The sequence below is a fragment of the Paraburkholderia tropica genome, assembly GCF_014171495.1.
GTDB lineage: Bacteria > Pseudomonadota > Gammaproteobacteria > Burkholderiales > Burkholderiaceae > Paraburkholderia > Paraburkholderia tropica.
In genome coordinates, this window is record NZ_CP049135.1 from 1,049,494 (window position 1) to 1,071,776 (window position 22,283).

The 22,283-nt window shown below is 67.4% G+C and carries 16 protein-coding genes; 13 read left to right on the top strand and 3 right to left on the bottom strand.

Annotated elements, in window-relative coordinates; translation table 11 throughout:
* The first annotated feature begins 71 nt into the window (after nt 1–71).
* Nucleotides 72–1,670, top strand: a complete 1,599-nt coding sequence (locus tag G5S35_RS19505) for an inorganic phosphate transporter (RefSeq protein ID WP_074987515.1) — start codon at nt 72–74, stop codon at nt 1,668–1,670.
* Between the two features lie 123 nt (nt 1,671–1,793).
* Here G5S35_RS19505 and ppk2 read toward each other — a convergent pair whose 3' ends face one another.
* The 3 genes from ppk2 to G5S35_RS19520 all read right to left on the bottom strand — a co-directional run bounded on the left by ppk2 (nt 1,794) and on the right by G5S35_RS19520 (nt 4,178).
* A complete protein-coding gene (gene ppk2, locus G5S35_RS19510) occupies nt 1,794–2,732 on the bottom strand; it encodes a polyphosphate kinase 2 (protein WP_065063357.1) in 939 nt (312 codons plus the stop codon).
* A 175-nt stretch (nt 2,733–2,907) separates the two neighbouring features.
* Entirely contained in the window at nt 2,908–3,309 is a 402-nt protein-coding gene (locus G5S35_RS19515; RefSeq protein ID WP_065063359.1) for a VOC family protein, read from the bottom strand.
* Between the two features lie 83 nt (nt 3,310–3,392).
* Complete coding sequence (locus G5S35_RS19520) at nt 3,393–4,178, bottom strand: FadR/GntR family transcriptional regulator (RefSeq protein ID WP_183038872.1); 786 nt, start codon at nt 4,176–4,178, stop codon at nt 3,393–3,395.
* Nucleotides 4,179–4,384: 206 nt separating this feature from the next.
* Here G5S35_RS19520 and G5S35_RS19525 point away from each other — a divergent pair, with 206 nt between their 5' ends.
* The 12 genes from G5S35_RS19525 to G5S35_RS19580 all read left to right on the top strand — a co-directional run bounded on the left by G5S35_RS19525 (nt 4,385) and on the right by G5S35_RS19580 (nt 22,282).
* Nucleotides 4,385–5,185, top strand: coding sequence for a (Fe-S)-binding protein (locus G5S35_RS19525; RefSeq protein WP_110329665.1), 801 nt, complete (start codon nt 4,385–4,387; stop codon nt 5,183–5,185).
* Nucleotides 5,182–5,961, top strand: coding sequence for a LutC/YkgG family protein (locus tag G5S35_RS19530; protein ID WP_183038873.1), 780 nt, complete (start codon nt 5,182–5,184; stop codon nt 5,959–5,961). The genes G5S35_RS19525 and G5S35_RS19530 overlap by 4 nt, the downstream gene beginning before the upstream one ends.
* Nucleotides 5,958–7,418 carry a LutB/LldF family L-lactate oxidation iron-sulfur protein gene (locus G5S35_RS19535; RefSeq protein WP_110329667.1) on the top strand — a complete coding sequence of 487 codons (1,461 nt, stop codon included), beginning with the start codon at nt 5,958–5,960 and terminating at the stop codon, nt 7,416–7,418. Before G5S35_RS19530 ends, G5S35_RS19535 begins: the two co-directional genes overlap by 4 nt.
* 107 nt (nt 7,419–7,525) lie before the next feature.
* Nucleotides 7,526–9,253, top strand: coding sequence for a lactate permease LctP family transporter (locus tag G5S35_RS19540; protein WP_065063367.1), 1,728 nt, complete (start codon nt 7,526–7,528; stop codon nt 9,251–9,253).
* Between the two features lie 216 nt (nt 9,254–9,469).
* Entirely contained in the window at nt 9,470–9,979 is a 510-nt protein-coding gene (locus G5S35_RS19545; RefSeq protein WP_176087201.1) for a carboxypeptidase regulatory-like domain-containing protein, read from the top strand.
* A 572-nt stretch (nt 9,980–10,551) separates the two neighbouring features.
* Nucleotides 10,552–12,216 carry an efflux transporter outer membrane subunit gene (locus tag G5S35_RS19550; protein ID WP_080180675.1) on the top strand — a complete coding sequence of 555 codons (1,665 nt, stop codon included), beginning with the start codon at nt 10,552–10,554 and terminating at the stop codon, nt 12,214–12,216.
* Nucleotides 12,217–12,232: 16 nt separating this feature from the next.
* Nucleotides 12,233–13,300, top strand: a complete 1,068-nt coding sequence (locus tag G5S35_RS19555) for an HlyD family secretion protein (protein WP_074987511.1) — start codon at nt 12,233–12,235, stop codon at nt 13,298–13,300.
* On the top strand, nt 13,300–16,035 hold the full coding sequence (gene rbbA, locus G5S35_RS19560; protein WP_124261864.1) for a ribosome-associated ATPase/putative transporter RbbA: 2,736 nt from the start codon (nt 13,300–13,302) through the stop codon (nt 16,033–16,035). Before G5S35_RS19555 ends, rbbA begins: the two co-directional genes overlap by 1 nt.
* A gap of 1 nt (nt 16,036) precedes the next feature.
* Nucleotides 16,037–17,164 carry an ABC transporter permease gene (locus tag G5S35_RS19565; RefSeq protein WP_074987509.1) on the top strand — a complete coding sequence of 376 codons (1,128 nt, stop codon included), beginning with the start codon at nt 16,037–16,039 and terminating at the stop codon, nt 17,162–17,164.
* A gap of 137 nt (nt 17,165–17,301) precedes the next feature.
* Nucleotides 17,302–20,103, top strand: coding sequence for a monovalent cation/H+ antiporter subunit A (locus G5S35_RS19570; protein WP_183038874.1), 2,802 nt, complete (start codon nt 17,302–17,304; stop codon nt 20,101–20,103).
* Entirely contained in the window at nt 20,103–20,459 is a 357-nt protein-coding gene (locus tag G5S35_RS19575) for a Na+/H+ antiporter subunit C (RefSeq protein WP_074987507.1), read from the top strand. The genes G5S35_RS19570 and G5S35_RS19575 overlap by 1 nt, the downstream gene beginning before the upstream one ends.
* The gene (locus G5S35_RS19580) at nt 20,456–22,282 is read left to right on the top strand and encodes a monovalent cation/H+ antiporter subunit D (protein WP_183038875.1); all 1,827 of its coding nucleotides are present in this window, start codon (nt 20,456–20,458) and stop codon (nt 22,280–22,282) included. The genes G5S35_RS19575 and G5S35_RS19580 overlap by 4 nt, the downstream gene beginning before the upstream one ends.
* The last annotated feature ends 1 nt before the right edge of the window (nt 22,283 follow it).

Below are 22,283 nucleotides of genomic sequence, written 5' to 3' on the forward strand. Positions count from 1 at the left end.
GCTCCGGATGATCGGAAGCGCGACTTTCGCCGCATTTTCATCGCCCATTCAGCCACAGGAGCCAGCACGTCATGCCGGACCTTTCCCTGTCACCGCAGCCTGGCGCCTCGCCCGCACGCGGCCGCAGCGCGAGCCTGCTCGCCTTCCTGCTCGTGATCGCCGCGGGCGCCGTCTATGTCGGCATGCATCTCGCCGACGATCTGTCTCCCGTGCGCGAAAGCTCCGCGTTGCCCTGGCTGTTGCTCGGCATCGCGCTGCTGATCGCGCTGGGCTTCGAATTCGTGAACGGCTTCCACGATACCGCGAATGCCGTGGCGACCGTCATCTACACGCACTCGCTCTCGCCGAACCTCGCGGTGATCTGGTCGGGCGCGTGGAATTTCCTCGGCGTGCTCACGTCCTCGGGCGCGGTCGCGTTCGGCATCCTGCAACTGTTGCCCGTCGAGCTGATCCTGCAGGTGGGCAGCAGCGCCGGTTTCGCGATGGTGTTCGCACTTCTGATCGCGGCGATCATCTGGAATCTGGGCACCTGGTACTTCGGTCTGCCGTCGTCGAGTTCGCATACGCTGATCGGCTCGATCATCGGCGTGGGCCTGATGAACCAGATGATGCACGGTTCGACTGGCACGAGCGGCGTGGACTGGAGCCAGGCAATGGGCGTCGGCAAGTCGCTGCTGTTTTCGCCGCTCGTCGGCTTCCTGCTCGCGGCGCTGCTGCTGCTCGTGCTCAAGGCGCTCGTGCGCGTGCCCGCGCTCTACGCCGAGCCGAAGGGCAAGGAACCGCCGCCGTTCTGGATCCGCGCGCTGCTGATTCTCACCTGCACGGGCGTCTCGTTCGCGCACGGTTCGAACGACGGCCAGAAGGGCATGGGCCTCATCATGCTGATCCTGATCGGCACCGTGCCGACCGCTTACGCGCTCAACAAGGCCGTGACGACGGGCGAATCGCAGACCTTCGTCGCGGTCGCCGAACAGGCCTCGCGCACCTTCGGGAAGTATGCGAACGGCGTGCCCACGCCGACCGACGCCGCCGCCGTGCGCAGCGAAGTCGAGCGCTATATCAGCTCGCGCACGCTCTCGCCGCAGACGATTCCGGCGCTCTCCGCGCTCTCCGCGGAAGTAGGCCAGCAGGTGGCCGGCTACGGCTCGATGGCCAACGTGCCGCAATCGGTGGTCGATAACGTGCGCAACAACATGTACGTGATATCGGAAGCGATCCGCCTGATCGACAAGGCGAAGCAACCCGCCTTCGCCGCCGACGACGCCCGGGCGATCGACAACTTCCGCAGCCAGATCGATCACGCGACCAAGTTCATCCCGACGTGGGTGAAGGTGGCGGTGGCGATCGCGCTGGGTCTCGGCACGATGGTCGGCTGGAAGCGCATCGTGGTGACGGTGGGCGAGCGTATCGGCAAGCAGCATCTGACCTACGGCCAGGGCGCGAGCGCCGAACTCGTGGCGATGGCCACCATCGGCGCCGCCGACGTGTACGGCCTGCCGGTCTCGACCACGCACGTGCTGTCCTCGGGCGTGGCGGGCGCGATGGCCGCCAACGGCTCGGGCCTGCAATGGAACACGGTGCGCAGCCTCGTGCTCGCGTGGGTACTCACCTTGCCCGCGTCGATCGTGCTCGCGGGCGGCCTGTACTGGGTGTTCCGCCACCTGTTCTGAGCGCCGCATTCGTATCGCTATCGGCAAGGACCACCAGCAAAAGCAGCACCGCAGCAAAAAAGCCGCGCTCCTTTCGGGGCGCGGCTTTTTCTATTCGAGCCGGCTGAGAACCGGACGCGGCGCTCAATACACGTCGGGCACGAACATGTTTTCCGGCACCGGCTGGCGGATATAGTCGGGATGATGCACGCGCGCGGGCAGCGTCACCTGCGGATGCTCGACCTCGTGATACGGCACCTGACTCAGCAGATGGTGAATGCAGTTCAGACGCGCGCGTTTCTTGTCCACGCCCTGCACGACCCACCACGGCGCTTCGGGAATATGCGAGCGCTGCAGCATCACTTCCTTCACGTGCGTGTACGCTTCCCAGCGGCGGCGGCTTTCGAGGTCCATCGGCGAGAGCTTCCACTGCTTGAGCGGATCGTCGATCCGGCTCTGGAAGCGCACTTCCTGCTCGTCGTCGGTGATCGAGAACCAGTACTTGACGATCTGCACGCCGCTGCGCACGAGCATCTTCTCGAACTCGGGCACCGAGCGGAAGAACTCTTCGTATTCGTCGTCGGTGCAGAAGTTCATCACGCGCTCGACGCCCGCGCGGTTGTACCAGCTCCGGTCGAACAGCACCATTTCGCCGCCCGCCGGCAGATGCTGCACGTAACGCTGGAAATACCACTGCGTGCGCTCGCGGTTGTTCGGCGCGGGCAGCGCGGCCACGCGGCACATGCGCGGATTCAGACGCTGCGTGATGCGCTTGATGACGCCGCCCTTGCCCGCCGCGTCGCGGCCCTCGAAGATCACGACGAGGCGATGACCCGTGCTGATGATCCAGTCCTGCATCTTCACGAGTTCGCCCTGCAGACGGATCAGCTCGCGGAAATAGACGCGGCGCAGCGCGCGCGCTTCGTCGCTGATCTGCAGACCGCTTTCCTGCAGGCGGTCGTCGACTTCCATTTCGAGCTCTTCGTCGTAGGCGTCGATGAGTTCTTCGTCGAGACGGCGGCGGCGATGACGCTCCGCTTCCAGATCCTGCTCGATGGCCGCTTCGCGGTCCAGTTCGTTCATGGCGACTCTCCTTTTTCGATCAATGGCACCCCGCGCCGGATGCGCCCCGCAAGCGAAGCGCCGATGGACACGGCCACACGCCACTATCGGCGCGGCGGGTGTCACGCGTATTTCATGTGTATCGCGCGATGGCCTGAATTGCCGATTCGCTGATTTACCGATTCTCCGCGCGCGCTCAGGTGCGCGGCAACGGTTGTGCAAAACTGAGTTCGTGCCCGTCCGGGTCGCGCAGATGAAAATAGCGCTCGCCCCACGGCGCGTCCTGCGGCGCGAATTCGGGCGAGAAACCGGCGGCCACGGCCTGCTGGTAAAAGGCGTCGACGCCGCAGACGTAGAGGATCACGCGACCCCAGCCTGCCACCGCGTCATGCGGCCCTTCGAGCAGGTTCAGGTAGCACTCGCCGCCGCCATCGCCGCCGAGCACGAACGACGCGAAGCCCGCAATTCGCGGCCCCGGCTTGTGCGCGAAGCCAAGCGGCTCGTAAAAACGCAGCGAGCGCGCGAGATCGCTCACGGTCAGGGTCACGGCGCTCAATGATTCGATACGCGCTTCGTTGCGCGCGGCGGGCGGGGTCATGGCCTGGCCTCCTTGTGATGGGTGTCGCGGGCCGCGCACGGCCCCTGTCCGCCGACTTTAGCAGCCTTTCGCCGCCTGGGGCGTCAGGCGCGCCCGCGCTTTGACCTGCCCGCCAGCTTCGGCGCGGCGGATCGGCGGCCCTTCTTGCCAGCGGCTTGATCGCCGGGCTCACCGCCACTGGTCGGACCAGTTTCGAACAATCCGCTCTCCTCGCCGACCCGCGCGCGCACGAAGTCGATATGCGTCTGCATCGCCGTGCGCGCCTCTTCGGGACGCCGCGCCAGAATGGCGTCGCAGAGCGTGCGATGCTGCAGGAGCAACAGCCCGGAGGCGTCGGCGGTCTGCTCGCGCAGCCCCGTGCCGTTGATCGTGATGTGCTCGCGCAGCACGCCCAGCACGCTCGTGTGCAGATGCAGGAACATCGCGTTGTGCGAGGCCTGCGCGATGACTTCGTGCAGCTTTGCGTCGGCGTCGGCCTCGGCGCTCTTGTCGTCGGCTTCGCGGGTGCGCTCCAGCGCGTCCATCTGCGCGCGGATGCGCTCGAGATCGTCGTCGCTCGCGCGCAGCGCCGCAAAATACGCGGTCGCGCCTTCCAGCACGCGGCGGAATTCGAGGATGTCGTCGCGCAAGGCCGGATGGTCGGCCACCAGTTGCCCCCACGGCGAAGCGAAGCCCGTGCGCAGTTGATCGGTCACAAACACGCCCGCGCCCGCGCGGCTCGCCACGAGTCCGCGCGCAGCGAGCCGCTGGGTCGCCTCGCGCACCGTGTTGCGCGCCACGCCGTAATCCTGCGCGAGCACGCGCTCGGACGGCAGCTTCGCGCCCGCGCCCCACGTGCCGTCGAGCAGCGACGTTTCCATGCGCCTCATCACCGTTTCCACGCGACCGCGTGCGCCCGCCCTGTCCCTCATTGATCGCCCCCGAGATGTGTTTCGTGTGATCCGGGCGGCGCGCGAATGTGCACTGGTCCAACCAGTTTGTGTGCGCCGCCCGAAGCGGCAATTATGCGCCACAAACCTGCCGTTGCCGCGCACCACCGCGCCGGACGACGCGCCACCCGATACCAAAGCGAGACATGAAGCCACGGCTCTACCCCACCGGCCCGCGTCCCACCGACGTCTACCTGTTCGCCACCTGCCTCGTCGACCTGTTCGTGCCGCAGGCCGGACTCGACGCGGTCAAGCTGCTCGAACGCGAAGGCCTCACGGTCCACTTTCCGCGCGGCCAGAGCTGCTGCGGCCAGCCCGCGTACAGCAGCGGCAACCCGCGCCAGGCGCGCGAGGTGGCGCGCGCGCAGCTCGGCCTGTTCGAGCAGCCGTGGCCCGTGATCGTGCCCTCGGGTTCGTGCGCGGGCATGATGCGCCATCACTGGCCCGCCCTGTTCGCGGATGAAGCCGCTGACGAAGCCCGCGCGCTCGACCTCTCGTCGCGCGTCTACGAACTGACCGAATTCCTCGTGCGCGTGCTCGATGTCGATCTGGGCGCAGCGGGCGCTTACGCCGACGCCGCACGCACCCAGCCCGACGAGCGCGTCGTGCTGCACACCTCGTGCGGCGCGCGCCGCGAGATGGGCACGCGCGTACACGGCGTCGAAGCCGTCGATGCGCTGCCCGGCGTCACGCGCGTCGAGCACGAACGCGAATCGGAATGCTGCGGCTTCGGCGGCACCTTCTCGCTCAAGCACCCCGACATTTCGGGCGCGATGGTCGCCGACAAGATCGCCTCGGCCTGCGCGACCGGCTGCAACCGGCTCGTTTCCGCCGATTGCGGCTGTCTGCTGAACATCGGCCACGCGGCAGCGCGCAAAGGCGCGCCGCTCGAAGTCGAACACCTCGCCAGCTTCCTGTGGCGGCGCACGGGCGGAGACGCAGCATGACCCACGCAGTCGAGACACCTGACTCATCCGGCGCCCGCGCGCGCATGCTCGGACGCCTGCGTGCGAGCATGCCCACCGCAGCCGCCGCGCCCACGCAGATCGACGCACTCGATACCCGCATCGACGCGCATTTCGATGCTCGCCGCGCCCTCGCGAACCTGACGCATTCCGAGCGCCTCGCGCAATTCCAGCGCATGCTCGAAGCCGCGCACGCCGACGTGACGATCACGACCGCCCAAGCCTGGCCCGCCGAACTCGCGGGCCGTCTCGCGCAGGCGGGCGTGAAGCGTCTGCTGCTCGATCCGTCGAGCGCCGAAGGCACGGCACTCGCCGCCGCGCTGCCTGCGCGGATTGCCGCGAAGCATTACGACGCGCCGATCGAAACCTGGAAGTCCGAACTATTCGACACGATCGATGCGGGCTTCACGGTCGCGCGCTCGGGCCTCGCGGCCACCGGCACGCTGATCGTCGTGCCCGACGCCCACGCGCCGCGCACGGTTTCGCTGGTGCCGCCGCTGCACGTCGCGCTCGTGTATGCCAACACCTTGCACGCGGATCTGCACGCCGCCGCCAAAGCGGAGCGCTGGCGTGACGGCATGCCCACCAATCTCGTGATGATCTCCGGTCCCTCGAAGACCTCGGACATCCAGCAGACCACCGCATACGGCGCGCACGGACCGCGTGCGCTGTGGGTGATCGTCATCGACGACAACGCCAACGACAACGCCGACGACAGCGCCGATAACAACGCCGCCCCGCAGGGAGACGCACGATGAGCACGGCCGGCACTGCTGAAAACACGCTGCATTTCGTGCCCACCGCCGAGTTCCGCACTCGCGCGCGCACCGCGCTCGACGACCCGCAATTGCGCAAGAGCTTTCGCGGCGCGATGGATTTCCTGCAAGGCAAGCGCGCAGCGCAGTTTCCCGAAGCCGACGAACTCGAACAACTGCGCGACCTCGGCGAAGCGGTGCGCCAGCACGCGCTCGCGCGTCTGCCCGATCTGCTCGAACAGCTCGAAGCGAAGCTGCGCGAAAACGGTGTGCACGTGCATTGGGCCGAAACCGCCGACGACGCCAATCGCATCGTCCACGAGATCGCGCAACGTCATGCCGCGACGCGCGTCATCAAGGGCAAGTCGATGGCGAGCGAGGAAATCGAGCTCAACCATTACCTCGGCGAGCGCGGCATCGACTGCATCGAGTCGGACATGGGCGAGTACATCGTGCAGCTCGCGGGCGAAAAGCCCTCGCATATCGTCATGCCCGCGATCCACAAGACGAAGGGCGACATCGCGCATCTGTTCGAGGAACACATTCCCGACACGCCTTATACCGAAGACGTCGACGCGCTGATTCAAACGGGCCGTCGCGCGCTGCGCCGCGCGTTCATCGACGCGCAGATCGGTCTCTCGGGCGTGAACTTCGCCGCCGCCGATACCGGCACGCTCTGGCTCGTCGAAAACGAAGGCAACGGCCGCCTGTCGACCACGGTCCCCGACGTGCATATCGCGATCATGGGCATGGAAAAAGTGGTCGCGAAGCTCGAACACATCGTGCCGCTTTCGAGCCTGCTCACGCGCTCGGCGACCGGCCAGCCGATCACCACGTATTTCAATCTGATCAGCAGTCCGCGCCGCGCGGGCGAGCAAGACGGTCCGCGCGAAGTGCATCTCGTGCTGCTCGACAACGGCCGCAGCCAGGCCTACGCCGACGAGCAGTTGCGCGCCACGCTGCAATGCATCCGCTGCGGCGCGTGCATGAATCATTGCCCGGTGTACACGCGCATCGGCGGCCATGCTTACGGCACGACCTATCCGGGTCCGATCGGCAAGATCATTTCGCCGCATCTGCTCGGCCTCGACGCGACCGCCGATCTGCCCACCGCGTCGAGCCTGTGTGGCGCATGCGGCGAAGTCTGCCCCGTGCGCATTCCGATTCCGCAACTGCTTGTGCGTCTGCGCACCGAAGCGAATCGCGCGCCCGACGAAACGGTCGCGCATCCGCTGCGCGGCCAGGGCGCGAATCACAGCAAGAGCGAGCAATTCGTCTGGCGCTTCTGGAGCGGCGCGTTCGCGCATCCGCGTGCGTATCGCGCGCTGCGCTGGGCCGCCACGCGCCTGCGCGCGCTCGCGCCTTCGCAGCAGATGGGCTGGACGCAGCATCGCACGCCGCTCAAGCCCGCGCCGCGCAGCCTGCACGATCTGCTCAGCGAGCGCGATCAGCCGCAATAGCGTTCGACTCGCTACGAATCAAACTCGTCAGGCATCCGAACTACATTGCATAACCAGCCTGACGATCCGCATCGCCATTTTTATCCGCATCATCGGAGGAGACCGTAGTGCAACCCTGGCATCAGATCTATACCCCGCTCGGCAGTCTGTGGCTGTCCGCGCTCGTGGCCGCCGTGCCCATCCTGTTCTTCTTCGTCGCGCTCGCGGGCCTGCGCCTCAAGGGTCACGTCGCTGCCGCGATCACGCTCGTGCTCGCGCTCGGCGTGGCGATCTTCGAATACGGCATGCCGGTGAAGCAGGCGCTGGTGTCGGCGGGTTTCGGCTTCGCCTACGGCATCTGGCCGATCGCGTGGATCATCGTGACGGCCGTGTTCCTCTACAAGATCGTCGTGAAGACGGGGCAGTTCGAAGTGATTCGCGCCTCCGTGCTCTCGATCACCGACGATCAACGCCTGCAACTGCTGCTGATCGGCTTCTCGTTCGGCGCGTTCCTCGAAGGCGCGGCGGGCTTCGGCGCGCCCGTCGCCATCACCTCGGCGCTGCTCGTGGGGCTCGGCTTCGAGCCGCTCTACGCGGCGGGCCTGTGCCTGATCGCCAACACCGCGCCCGTGGCGTTCGGCGCGATGGGCATTCCGATCATCGTCGCGGGCCAGGTGACGGGAATCGATCCGTTCCTGATCGGCGCGATGGCGGGTCGTCAATTGCCGCTGCTGTCGCTGTTCGTGCCGTTCTGGCTCGTCTTCATCATGGACGGCAAGCGCGGCCTCAAGGAAACGTGGCCCGCCGCGCTGGTCGCGGGCGGCAGCTTCGCGATCACGCAGTACTTCACGTCGAATCACATCGGGCCTGAACTGCCGGACATCACCTCGGCGCTCGTGAGCCTCGTCGCGCTCGCGGCCTTCCTCAACGTGTGGCAACCGCGCCGCGCGATGCAAGCAGCCGGCGCAAATGCGCGCATGAGCGGCGGCGCGGCCACGCTCGGCGGCTTCGGCGGCGGCCAGTTCGGCGGCAATGGCAACAACGGCACGAAAGCGTCGAGCCGCCAGGCGTCGCCGTATTCGCTCGCGCAAACCGTGCGTGCCTGGTCGCCGTTCATTCTGCTGACCGCCATCGTCACGGTCTGGAGCGTGAAGCCGTTCAAGGCGCTGTTCGCCGCGAAGGGCGCGCTCGCGGGCACCGTGCTGAGCTTCCATGTGCCGGGCCTCGATCAACTCGTGGTGCGCACCGCACCGATCGTCGCCTCGCCCAAGCCCTACGAAGCCGTGTTCAAGCTCGACTGGCTCTCGGCGGTCGGCACCGCGATCATGATCACGGCCATCATCTCGGTGATCGTGCTGAAGATGAAGCCGCGCGCCGCCGTGACCGCGTTCTTCGAAACGCTCGGCGACCTGCGCCGTCCGGTGCTGTCGATCGGCCTCGTGCTCGCCTTCGCGTTCGTGGCGAATTACTCGGGCATGTCGTCGACGCTGGCGCTCGCGCTGGCCGGCACGGGCGCGGCGTTCCCGTTCTTCTCACCGTTCCTCGGCTGGCTCGGCGTGTTCCTGACCGGTTCGGACACCTCGTCGAACGCGCTGTTCTGCTCGCTCCAGCACACCACGGCGCACCAGATCGGCGTCTCGGACACGCTGCTCGTGGCGGCCAACACCTCGGGCGGCGTGAGCGGCAAGATGATCTCGCCGCAATCGATCGCGGTCGCCTGCGCGGCCACGGGTCTCGTCGGCAAGGAAGCGTCGCTGTTCCGCTTCACGGTGCGCCATAGCCTCTTCTTCGCGGGCATCGTCGGCATCGTCACGCTGATTCAGGCGTATGTGCTCACGGGCATGATTCCGCAGTAAGCGCATGGCTCGACCGCGCGCCGCACAGTACGTGCGGCGACGCCACACAAAGGCACCAGCACAAGCCGCCGTTCGCCTCGCGACCGGCGGCTTTTTTTTCAAATGGCTTGCACTTGCGTGTCGATCGAAAAATGGCAAATCGGCCCTGTTTTAAGGGACTTTTAAGTCATGCGGCCTAGTCTCGATTCACCTCGTTCACATCGATGGAGGTCGATCATGAAGGCACGCACTTTCACACGGATGGCGCTGTCGACGACAGCGTCGCTCGCGCTCACCTTCGGCGCGTTCGGCGCACCAGGGGCTTACGCGGCGGCGCTTGCGAATCACGCCAACGCCAGCGCCAACGCCAGCGCGGACACATCCGCAGCGAATCTCGGCGCGCTACCTTCGCCGCAACGCGCAGGCTCGATTGCGTATCTCTCCGGCGGCATCGGCAGCGATCAGTCGGCGGCGTTCAAGGCGGCGATGCCGCGTTATCCGCTCTCGCTCGAATTCGCGCGCCAGACGGCGGGCGGCAATGAATATCTCGCCAACGTGCCGGTGAAGATCGCCGACGCGCACGGCCAGCAACTGCTCGCCACGCGCACGAACGGTCCGTTCATGCTGGTCACGCTGCCCGACGGCCATTACATCGTGACTGCGAGCCACGACGGCAAGACCGTGCGCCGCACCGTCGACATCGGCCAGCGCGCGCACACGCACGAGGCTTTCGTCTGGCCGATGTAAGCGCAAGAAAGCCCGCGTAAGCCGCCATCGCGCGAGTCGCGCCCGTCGGGCGGCGGCACGCGCCGCCGTTCGATTGGCGCACGCCGCGCCGAAACGGACGACGCGTTTCGACTGCGCACCTCGCCGTCACGGCTTTTTGCTTTGTGTCACGATCGTTCGCGAATCGGGACGCGCGTGCGCCGCGCGCGTCCCGGACGCGATGCGCACCGCATTCCGCGAGTCGCCATCGTCCGCCACACGCGCCGCAAGATGATGACCACTCAACGATCGAATCGCCGCTTTGCGACGCGTGTGCACCCGCCCGCGTCTCGCCTCGTCGTTCGCGCACCGCGCCGGAGCGGCGCTGCGCCGCACCTTGCGTTGCTTGTTATGCGGCGCGCCGTCACCCATATCGAAGCACCGGACGCCGGATGGTCACGGCCTTTGCACGGCGGCGCGCATTGATGCCCGCCGCACCGCTGCGCCCCTCACTCGACGCCCGCACCACGCCCGACGCTGACCTCGCGCGCATGACGCGCGCCGCGCGCGTCGCCCTGTGTGAACCGCAGCCTGCGCGAGAGGAGAAGTCACCCATGACCCGCCGCCCTGTCGTTGCCGCGTTTGACGCAACCGGCTCGTCCGGAACGTTCGGCACGCCCGCTCCGTCGCGCCACGCCCGGCATTGGCCGCTGACGCTCGCCTTCGCCGCCGTCGCCACGGCCTTCACCGGCTGCGTCTCGCTCGCGCCCGAGTATGAGCAGCCGCCCTTGCCGGTCCCGCAGACCTTCCCCGAAAGCGGCACGCCGTCGAACGGCGCGAACACGCTGAGCGCCGTGCAGGTGGGCTGGAAGGATTACTTCACCGACCCCGTGCTGCAAGGTCTGATCGCCGAGGCGCTCGATTACAACAAGGATCTGCAACTCGCGATCCAGCGCGTGGAAGAAGCGCGCGCGATGTACGGCATTCGCCGCGCCGACCAGTTTCCGACCATCGGCGTGGAAGCCGATCTCGCCCGCGCGCGGGTGCCCGCGCAGCTCTCGGGTTACGGCGTGCCCGTGACGGCCAGCCAGTATCAGGTCGGCATCGGCCTCGCGAGCTGGGAACTCGACTTCTGGGGCCGCGTGGCCAATCTCAAGGAAGCCGCGCTACAGAACTATCTCGCCACCGACGCCGCGCGCCAGGCCGTCACGCTCACCGTCGTCGAGCAGGTCGCCAACAGCTATCTGAGCCTGCGCGAACTCGACGAACGCATCACCCTCACGCAGCAGACGATCGCGAGCCGCAAGGAGTCGTACCGCATCTTCACGCGGCGTCACGAAGTCGGCGCGATCTCGCGGCTCGATCTCAAGCAGGTCGAAACGCTCTGGCGCCAGGCCGAGGCGCTCGGCGCGCAACTCCAGCAGGAGCGCGCGACGCGCGTGAATGCGCTGCAACTGCTCGTGGGCAAGCCCATCGACATGCCGCATATCGACGTCAAGCTCGACGACCACGCCGTGATGCGCGACCTGCCGCCGGGCCTGCCGTCCGACCTGCTGACCAATCGGCCCGACATCGTCGCCGCCGAATTCCAGTTGCGCGGCGCGAATGCGAACATCGGCGCGGCGCGCGCGGAATTCTTCCCGAAGATCACGCTGACCGGCGCATTCGGCACCGCCAGCACCCAGCTTTCCGACCTCTTCACCGGCCCGAGCCGCGCGTGGAATTTCGGGCCGAGCGTGTCGCTGCCGATCTTCGACATGGGCCGCCGCGAATCGAATCTCGAAGTCGCGAAGTCGCAGCGCGATCAGGCCGTGACTTCGTACGAACGCGCGGTGCAGTCGGCGTTCCGCGACGTGGCCGACGCGCTGGCCGCGCGCGAATGGCTCGCCGAACAGGTCGAGACGCTGCGCGCGACCGAAGCCGCCCAGGCCGAACGCGCGCGCCTCGCGCAGTTGCGCTACGACCACGGCGCGTCGCCGTTCCTCGAAGTGCTCGACGCCCAGCGCGACCTGCTCGCGGTGCAGCAGCAGCTCGTGCAAACGCGGCGCGCGTATCTGTCGAGCCGCGTCTCGCTCTATGCGGCGCTCGGCGGCGGCGGATTTGCCACGAGCGCGCCCGGCGTGATGGGTTCGGAAAGCGACACAAACGGCGCGACCGTTTCGCCCGGCGCAACGCACGCCATTTCGCCCGAGATCGCCGCGCCCGGCACCGGCACGCCGAGCGCGAAGCCGGCCCCGAAGGCGTCGCGCGCGCCCGCCGCCGCGCCCCACACTCCCTGATTCCGAGGTTGCCGCCATGCAGATTTCAGCCCGCAAAGTGATTCCCGCCGTCGTCGTGATCGTGCTCGCGGTGGGCGGTTATTTCGGCTGGCGCTATTACGCCGATCGCGGCCCGGGCGCCGGTTTCGTGAACGGCAACGGCCGCATCGAGGCCACCGAGATCGACGTGGCCACCAAACTCGCGGGCCGCGTGCAGGACGTGCTGGTCAAGGAAGGCGATTTCGTCGAGGCGGGCCAGGTGCTCGCGCACATGCAGGTCGAAACGCTCCAGGCGCAGCGCAGCGAAGCGGTCGCGCAGCATCAGCAGGCCGTCAATACCGACGCGAGCGCGAAGGCGACGATCGCCCTGCGCGAGAGCGACCAGCGCGCCGCCGAGGCTGTCGTCGCGCAACGCGAAAGCGAACTGGACGCCGCGCGCCGCCGTCTCGCGCGCTCGGAAAAACTCTCGAAGGAAGGCGCATCGTCGATGCAGGAACTCGACGACGACCGCGCGCGCGTGCGAAGCTCGCAAGCCGCCGTGGCCGCCGCCAAGGCGCAGGTCACCGCCGCGGCGGCGGCCGTCTCGGCGGCCAAGGCGCAGCAGACGGGCGCGGTCTCGGCGATCGCGGCGGCGCAGGCGACCATCGACCGCGTGCAGGCCGACATTCAGGACAGCGATCTGAAAGCGCCGCGCGCGGGGCGCGTGCAGTACCGCGTCGCGCAGCCCGGCGAAGTGCTCGGCGCGGGCGGCAAGGTGCTCAACATGATCGACCTCGCCGACGTCTACCTCACCTTCTTCCTGCCGACCAACGCGGCGGGCCGCGTCTCGCTCGGCCAGGACGTGCACATCATTCTCGACGCCGCGCCGGAATGGGTGATTCCCGCCAAGGTCACGTTCGTGTCCTCGACCGCGCAGTTCACGCCCAAGACGGTGGAAACGCAAAGCGAGCGCGAAAAGCTGATGTTCCGCGTGAAGGCGCAGATCGATCCCGTGCTGCTTCAGGCGCATCTCAAGTACGTGAAGACCGGCCTGCCCGGCGTCGCCTGGGTCAAGCTCGACCCCGACGAGGAATGGCCCGACAAACTCAAGATCAAGGTGCCCTGATGAGCGAACCCGTCGTTCGCCTCGAGCACGTCGGCCTGCACTACGGCAAGATCGTCGCGCTTCACGACGTCACCCAGGACATCCCCGCCGGGCTGATGATCGGCATGATCGGCCCGGACGGCGTGGGCAAGTCGAGCCTGCTTTCGCTGATCGCGGGCGCGCGCAAGGTGCAGCAAGGGATCGTGCGCGTGCTCGGCGGCGACATGTCGAGCAAGAAGCATCGCGACGACGTCTGCCCGCGCATCGCCTACATGCCGCAAGGGCTCGGCAAGAACCTCTATCCCACGCTCTCGGTCGAAGAGAATCTGCAGTTCTTCGGCCGCCTGTTCGGCCACGACGAACACGAGCGCCGCCGCCGCATCGACGCGCTCACGCGCAGCACCGGCCTCGATCCGTTTCTCGCGCGCCCCGCGGGCAAACTCTCGGGCGGCATGAAGCAGAAGCTCGGCCTGTGCTGCGCGCTGATCCACGACCCCGACCTGCTGATCCTCGACGAACCGACCACGGGCGTCGACCCGCTCGCGCGCGCGCAGTTCTGGGACCTCATCAACGGCATCCGCAAGGAACGCCCGTCGATGAGCGTGATCGTCGCGACCGCGTACATGGACGAGGCGCAGCGCTTCGACTGGCTGATCGCGATGGACGACGGGGCGGTGCTCGCGATCGGCAAGCCCGCCGAACTGCTCGAACGCACGCACACGGACTCGCTCGAAGAAGCCTTCATCGCGCTGCTGCCCGAGGCGAAAAAACGCGGCCACCAGCCGGTCGAGATCGTGCCGCTCAACGTCGACGAGCACACCGAAATCGCCATCGAGGCCAAAGACCTGACGATGCGTTTCGGCGACTTCGTGGCCGTCGATCACGTGAGCTTTCGCATTCAGCGCGGCGAGATTTTCGGCTTTCTCGGCTCGAACGGCTGCGGCAAGTCGACGACGATGAAAATGCTCACGGGCCTGCTGCCCGCGACCGAAGGCAAAGCCTGGCTGTTCGGGCACGAAGTCGATCCGCGCGACCTCGACACGCGCCGCCGCGTGGGCTACATGTCGCAAGCGTTTTCGCTCTATGGCGAACTCACGGTGCGCCAGAATCTGGTGCTGCACGCACGTCTGTTTCATGTGCCCGAAGCCGACATTCCGGCGCGCGTCGACGAAATGGTCGAGCGCTTCGACCTCGCCGACGCGCTCGACACGCTGCCCGACAGCCTGCCGCTCGGCGTGCGCCAGCGGCTCTCGCTCGCGGTGGCGATGGTCCACAAGCCCGAGTTGCTGATCCTCGACGAACCGACCTCGGGCGTCGATCCGGTCGCGCGCGACAACTTCTGGCGCCTACTGATCACGCTCGCGCGCGAAGATCAGGTGACGATCTTCATCTCCACGCACTTCATGAACGAGGCCGGGCGCTGCGACCGCATTTCGCTGATGCACGCGGGCCGCGTGCTGGTGAGCGACACGCCCGCGAACATCACGCGCGATCGCGGCGCGGCCACGCTCGAAGAAGCGTTCATCGCCTGGCTCGTGGATGCGGGCGCGGGCACCGAGGAAAACACCGGCGACGAACTCTCCGTGCTGGCCGAAAATCCCGACGCCGCCGCGCATCCGCAACAGCGTCGCGGCTTCAGCCTGCAGCGCGCGTGGAGCTATATGTGGCGCGAGGCGCTCGAACTGCGGCGCGACCCCGTGCGCGCGACGCTCGCGCTCGCGGGCTCGCTGTTGCTGCTGTTCGTGATGGGCTTCGGCATCAGCATGGACGTGGAGGATTTGCGCTTCGCGGTGCTCGATCACGACCGCACCGCGCTCTCGCACAACTACGAGCTGAATCTCGCGGGCTCGCGCTACTTCATCGAGCGGCCGTCGCTGGCGAGCTACGCGGACATGGACAAGCGCATGCGCAGCGGCGAACTCGCGCTCGCGGTCGAGATTCCACCTGGCTTCGCACGCGACGTGGCGCGCGGCAAGGCGGTGCAGATCGGCGTGTGGGTCGACGGCGCGATGCCGCAGCGCGCGGAAACCGTGCGCGGCTACATCATGGGCATGCATCAGGGCTGGCTGCTCGAACAGGCGAAGCTGCGTCTGGGCGCCGACGCGCATGCCGCCGTGGCCGTCGAAACACGCTTTCGCTACAACCCCGACGTGCGCAGCCTGCCCGCGATGGTGCCCGCCGTGATCCCCGTGTTGCTGCTGATGATGCCCGCCATGCTCACCGCGCTCGCCGTGGTGCGCGAAAAGGAACTCGGCTCGATCATCAACCTCTACGTCACGCCGGTCACGCGGCTCGAATTCCTGCTCGGCAAGCAGGCGCCGTACGTGCTGCTCGCGATGCTCAACTTCCTGCTGATGGTGTTCCTCGCCATTACGTTGTTCGGCGTGCCGATCAAAGGCAGCTTCCCGACCTTGTTCGCGGCGGGCATGCTCTACTGCCTGTGCGCGACCGCCATCGGCCTGCTCGCCTCCACGTTCACGAAGAGCCAGATCGCCGCGCTGTTCTTCACGATGATCGGCACGATGGTGCCCGCGGTGCAGTTCGCGGGGCTCATCACGCCGGTTTCGTCGCTCGAAGGCGCGGGACGCATCATCGGGCAGATCTATCCGGCGAGCCACATGCTCACCATCAGCCGGGGCGTGTTCAACAAGGCGTTGCATTTCAGCGATCTGTGGAACTCGTTCTGGCCGCTGGCGATCGCCACGCCCATCGTGCTCGGCGTGACCGTCGCGCTGCTCAAGAAGCAGGAGAGCTGACATGCGCCGCCATCTCGCCAACATCTACCGCCTCGGCGTGAAGGAGCTCTGGAGCCTCGCGCGCGACCCGATGCTGCTGATCCTCATCATCTTCTCGTTCACGGCGATGATCTATTCGTCGGCCACGTCGCGGCCCGAAACGCTGCACATGGCGCCCATCGCCGTGATCGACAACGACGTCTCGCCGCTCTCGCAGCGCCTGATCCAGGCGTTCTTCCCGCCGCACTTTCTTGCGCCCGTGATGGTCACGCCCGCGCAGGCCGATCGCGGCATGGACGCGGGCAATTACACGTTCGTGCTGAACATTCCGCCCAATCTGCAACGCGACGTGCTCGCCGGACGCGCGGCCGAAGTGCAGCTCAACGTCGACGCCACGCGCATGAGCCAGGCGTTCACCGGCAGCAGCTACATCCAGCAGATGATCAACGACGAAGCCACGGAGTTCGTGAACCGCTATCGCGCGCCGACCGAACTGCCCGTCGATCTCGCCGTGCGTATGCGCTTCAATCCGAATCTCACCCAGGCGTGGTTCGGCTCGCTGATGGAAATCATCAACAACGTGACGATGCTCTCCATCATTCTCACGGGCGCGGCGCTGATACGCGAGCGCGAGCACGGCACCATCGAGCATTTGCTGGTGATGCCGGTCACGCCGACCGAGATCATGGTCGCGAAGGTCTGGTCGATGGGGATCGTGGTGCTGGTGGCCGCCGCGCTCTCGCTCACGTTCATCGTGCGCGGCGCGCTGCATGTGCCGATCGAAGGATCGGTCGCGCTGTTTCTCGCGGGCGCGGCGCTGCATCTGTTCGCCACGACCTCGATGGGCATCTTCATGGCGACGCTCGCGCGCAGCATGCCGCAATTCGGCATGCTGCTCGTGCTCGTGCTGCTGCCGCTGCAGATGCTCTCGGGCGGCAGCACGCCGCGCGAAAGCATGCCCGAGTTCGTGCAGCACATCATGCTCGCCGCGCCCACCACGCACTTCGTCGAGCTGGGACAGGCGATCCTGTTTCGCGGCGCGGGCATCTCGGTCGTCTGGCAGCCGTTCCTCTGGCTCGCCGTGATCGGCTCGGTGCTGTTCGTGTTCTCGCTCGCGCGCTTTCGCAAGACGCTCAGCCAGATGGCCTGATCCGCGTCCTGCCGGGCGCACGGGCGTGGATGCCGATCGCATGAACTCCGTCCCCGTTTGCGGCTATGATCGTGGATGCGGCCCGGCGGGCCCGCACCGTTCACACCGCGTGCAGCGGGATTCCCGGAGAGTATCGAATGGTATTGGGCTGGCTCGTCGTACTTCCGTTCGTGGCTGCGGCGCTGGTGGCGCTCGCGGCGCGGCGCGCCAGCGCGCTCTCCACCTGGATCGCGTTCGCGGCGGCGCTGTTCGGCCTCGGCCTGCTGCTCAGCGAACGCGTCGGCATGTCGCCCCACGGCGTGCTGCAATGGCGTCACGAGTGGGTGCCCGACATCGGCCTCGCGCTCTCGCTGCGGCTCGACGGCCTGTCGTTCATGTTCGCGCTGCTGGTGCTCGCCATCGGCCTGCTGGTGTTCATCTACGCGCGCTACTACCTCGCGGGCAGCGAAGCGCTGCCGCGTCTCTACCTGCTGCTTCTGCTCTTCATGGGCGCGATGCTCGGCGTCGTGCTCGCGAACAATCTGCTGCTGCTCGTGATCTTCTGGGAGCTGACGAGCCTCGTCTCCTTCCTGCTGATCGGCTTCTGGCCGTCGCGTCCCGACGCGCGGCGCGGCGCGCGCATGGCGCTCACCATCACGGGCGCGGGCGGGCTCGCGCTGCTCGCCGCCGTGCTGCTGCTCGGCCACGTCTGCGGCAGCTATGAACTGAACGACGTGCTCGCGCAGGTCGACAAGATCCAGCACCATCCGCTCTATCCGGCCATTCTGCTGCTCACGCTGTTCGCGGCCTTCACGAAGTCGGCGCAGTTCCCGTTCCAGTTCTGGCTGCCGCATGCGATGTCCGCGCCCACGCCCGTCTCCGCCTATCTGCATTCGGCGACGATGGTGAAGGCCGGCGTATTCCTGCTCGCTCGTCTTTATCCCGTGTTCGAAGGCACGCACTGGTGGGCCTATACGGCGACGCTCGCCGGGCTCGTCACGCTCGTGGGCGGCGCGTCGATGGCGCTGTTCCAGCGCGACCTCAAGGGCCTGCTCGCCTATTCCACCATCAGCCATCTCGGTCTGATCGTGCTGCTGTTCGGTCTCGACACGCAGCTGTCCACCGTCGCCGCGCTGTTTCACACCGTCAACCATGCGGTGTTCAAGGCGTCGCTGTTCATGGCTGCGGGCATCATCGATCACGAAACCGGCACGCGCGATCTGGGCCGCCTGCGCGGCTTGCGCAGATACATGCCGCACACCGCCGTGCTGGCCAGCGTCGCGTCGCTCGCGATGGCGGGCGTGCCGCTCCTCAACGGCTTTCTCTCGAAGGAAATGTTCTTCGGCGAGACGCTCGCGCAAGGCATGTTCGGCCCGTTGAACTGGACGATTCCGGTCGTTGCGATCGTGGCCGCCGCGCTATCGGTGGCGTACTCGCTGCGCTTCGTCTGGGGCGTGTTCTTCGACGGCGAAACGCCGCGCGATCTGCCGCACTATCCGCCGCACGAACCGCCGCGCTTCATGAAGCTGCCGGTGGAAATCCTCGTGGTGATCTGTCTGCTGATCGGGCTCTTTCCGCAACAGGCGATCGGCCGTCTGCTCGAATCGGCGGCGTGGTTCACGCTCGGCGGCAAGCTGCCCGAATACAGCCTGAGCCTGTGGCACGGCATCAACACGCCGCTCGTCATGAGTGTGGTTTCGTTCGTCGCGGGCGGCGTGCTGTTCTTCGCGCGCCGCGACGCGTTCCGCCATCATCGCTCGCTGCTCACGGAAATGAACGCGAGCGAGGGTTTCGACCGCTTCGTGCAGCGGCTCGAAAAAGGCGCGGGCGCGGTCGTGCGCGTGTTCGAAACGCGCTCGCTGCCGCACTATCTCTCGTGGATGATCGCCGCGATGCTGATCGTGCCAGGCGCGTCGTTCGTCGCGCTGGACGCATTCGGCGGCACGTACGCGAGCATGCCGCCCGATCCGCTCACGCTCTGCGGTCTCGCGCTGATGGCGCTGCTCGCGCTCGGCGTGGTGCTGGTGCGCGCGCACACGCTCTACGCACTCGTGATGCTGAGCACCTGCGGGCTGCTCGTCACGCTCGCGTTCGCGCGCTTCTCCGCGCCCGACCTCGCGCTCACGCAGATCTCCGTGGAAGTGGTCACGATCCTGCTGCTGGTGCTCGCGATCTACTTCCTGCCGCAACTGCAGACCGCCATCGAGCCGATTCCCGCCCGCCTGCGCAACGGTCTGCTCGCGCTCGCGGGCGGCGGCCTGCTCGGCAGCGTCGCCTACGAAGTGATGACGCGCCCGCCGGAACCCGGCATCGCGCCGTACTTCCTCGCCAACGCGCTGCCCGGCAGCGGCGGCCACAACGTCGTGAACGTAATCCTCGTCGACTTTCGCGGCTTCGACACGATGGTCGAAATCAGCGTGCTGGTGGTGGCCGGGCTCGCGGTCAAGGCGCTGCTGCGCGGCCTGCGTCTGAAAGCGCCCGGCACCGGTCCCGGCGGCTTGCCGTGGTCGTCGCAATCGCATCCGCTGCTGCTCGCGATCCTCGCGCGGCTGATGCTGCCGCTCACCGTGCTGGTCGCTGTATTCGTGTTCCTGCGCGGCCACAATCTGCCGGGCGGCGGCTTCATCGCCTCGCTGATCGTCTCTGTCGCGCTGCTGCTGCAATACGTGGCGAGCGGCGTGTTGTGGACCGAATCGCGCATCCGCATCAACTACCGCGCGCTCGCCGGGCTCGGGCTGCTCGTGGCGGCGGCCACGGGGCTCGGCAGTCTCGCGTTCGGTTATCCGTTCCTGACGAGCGCGTTCGGACACTTCCATCTGCCGCTGATCGGCGAGATCGAATTGAGCACGGCGATGCTGTTCGATCTGGGCGTGATGGGCGCGGTGGTCGGCACCACGCTGACGATCGTTTCGCACCTCGGCGTGCGCGACAAGGACATGCAATCCGTGGAGAAAAGCTGATGGAAGCCGCCTTCGCCGCCGCAATCGGCGTGCTCTGCGCCTGCGGCATCTACCTGCTGCTGTGCGCGCGCGTGCTGCCCGTGATTCTCGGCATCACGCTGTTCTCGTATGCGATCAATCTGTTTCTGCTCGGCATGGGCCGGCTCTCGACCGGCAAGCCGCCCGTGATCGCGCCGGGCGCGGCCTATGCCGATCCGGTGCCGCAGGCGCTCGTGCTCACCGCAATCGTGATCGGCTTCGCCATGACGGCCTTCACGGTCGTGCTCGCGCTGCGCTCGCTCTCGATCACGGGCAACGATCACGTCGACGGCCTGAGCGACAACCGCATCTCCGGCGAGGCGCTGCGCGACGAATGAATCACGCCCTCCTGCTCCCCATCCTGATTCCGCTGTTCGCGGCGGCGGCGATCGTCGCGCTGCCGCCGCGCGCCAAGCGGCTGCAACGCGCGCTCAACGCGGCCGCCACGATCGCGCTGCTGCCGCTCGCCTGCCTGCTGATGGCGCGCGCGGCGCAAGGCGAGATCGTCACGTATGCGCTCGGCGCGTGGCGCGCGCCGTTCGGCATCGTGCTGCAACTCGACCGGCTCGGCGCGCTGATGCTGCTGCTCACCGCCGTGCTCGCGGTGTGCTGCCTGATCGGCACGTCGAGCGCCGACGCGCGGCGCGGACGCTATTTCCGCGCGCTGTTCCAGTTCGAGCTGATGGGCCTGAACGGCGCGTTCCTCGCAGGCGACCTGTTCAACCTGTTCGTGTTCTTCGAGCTGCTGCTGATCGCCTCGTATGCGCTGCTGCTGCATGGCGGCGGCGCGCGGCGCGTGCGCAACGGCCTGCACTATCTGCTGATGAACCTCGTCGGTTCGTCGTTCTTCCTGATCGCGCTGGGCGTGCTCTACGGCATCACCGGCACGCTCAACATGGCCGACATGGGCCAGCGTCTCGCGCTGCTGCCCACGGGCACGCTGCCGCTCGCGCAGTTCGCGGGCATCACGCTGATGCTCGTGTTCGGCCTGAAGGCCGCCTTGTTCCCGATGTCGATGTGGCTGCCGCAGGCGTACCGCAGCGCGATCGGCCCGGTCGCGGCGCTGTTCGCGATCATGACGAAGGTCGGCATCTACGCGATGCTGCGCTGCGATGCGCTCGTGTTCGGCGCGGCGGGCGGCGTGCTCGATGCGTTCATGCATCACTGGGCGTGGTGGCTCGCGATCGCGACCATCGTGTTCGGCGCGCTGGGCGCGCTCGCGGTGTCGAGCCTCAAGACCACGACGGGCTATCTCGTGCTGGTGTCCGTCGGCTTGCTGATCGCGGCCGCCACGCAGCAGACGCCGCTCGCGTGGAGCGCGCTGCTCTACTACCTGATCAGCACGACGCTGTGCACGGGCGCGCTGTTCCTGCTCGCCGATACGCTCGAACCCGAAGCGCCCGCCACGCCGCACGCGGCCGCTGCCGAGAGCGTCGAACCCGGTTCGCTCGAAGCACTCGACGACGCCAACGTGGCCGCGATCTCGCCCGAATCCGACGCGGCGGCGGTGGCGCGACTCGCGCGCAAGCGCAAGGCGCAAGCGGCCGCAGCGGCCGCAGCGGCTGAGGCGGCCGAATCGGCTGAATCGGCTGAATCGGCTGAATCGGCTGAATCGGCTGAATTGGCGCATGCGGAACCGGCCCGGCACACCGCACCTGCCGAACACCCGACGCACGCGCCGTGGCCCTCGAACGTCGCCGGCCTGCTCTATCTGATCGCGGCGGTCGGCGCGGCGGGTCTGCCACCGCTCTCTGGCTTCCTCGGCAAGGCCATGGTGCTCTCCGCCACACCGCTTGGCCCGGCCGCCGTGCTGTGGCCCGCCGTGCTGCTGTCGAGCCTGCTGTCGATCGTCGCGCTGAGCCGCACCGGCACGCGCCTGCTGTGGGCCGAGCCTGCCGCGCGCGTTCAGGCCCACGCCACCACGCCCGCGCCGCGCGGCAGCAACGCGAAGCTCGCGGCCTGCGCGCTGCTGCTGGGCTGCGTGGCGGCGATCACGCTGGGCGCAGGCGCAGTGCGTCATTATCTCGACGACACCGCCGCGCAACTGCTCGACCGCGAAGCCTACGTGCATGCGGTCCTGCCCGCGCCTTCGGACGCAAATTCGGACGCAACTTCGAACGCGCCGTCGAACCCACCCGCGCCCGCGGCCCAAGGGAGCTGAT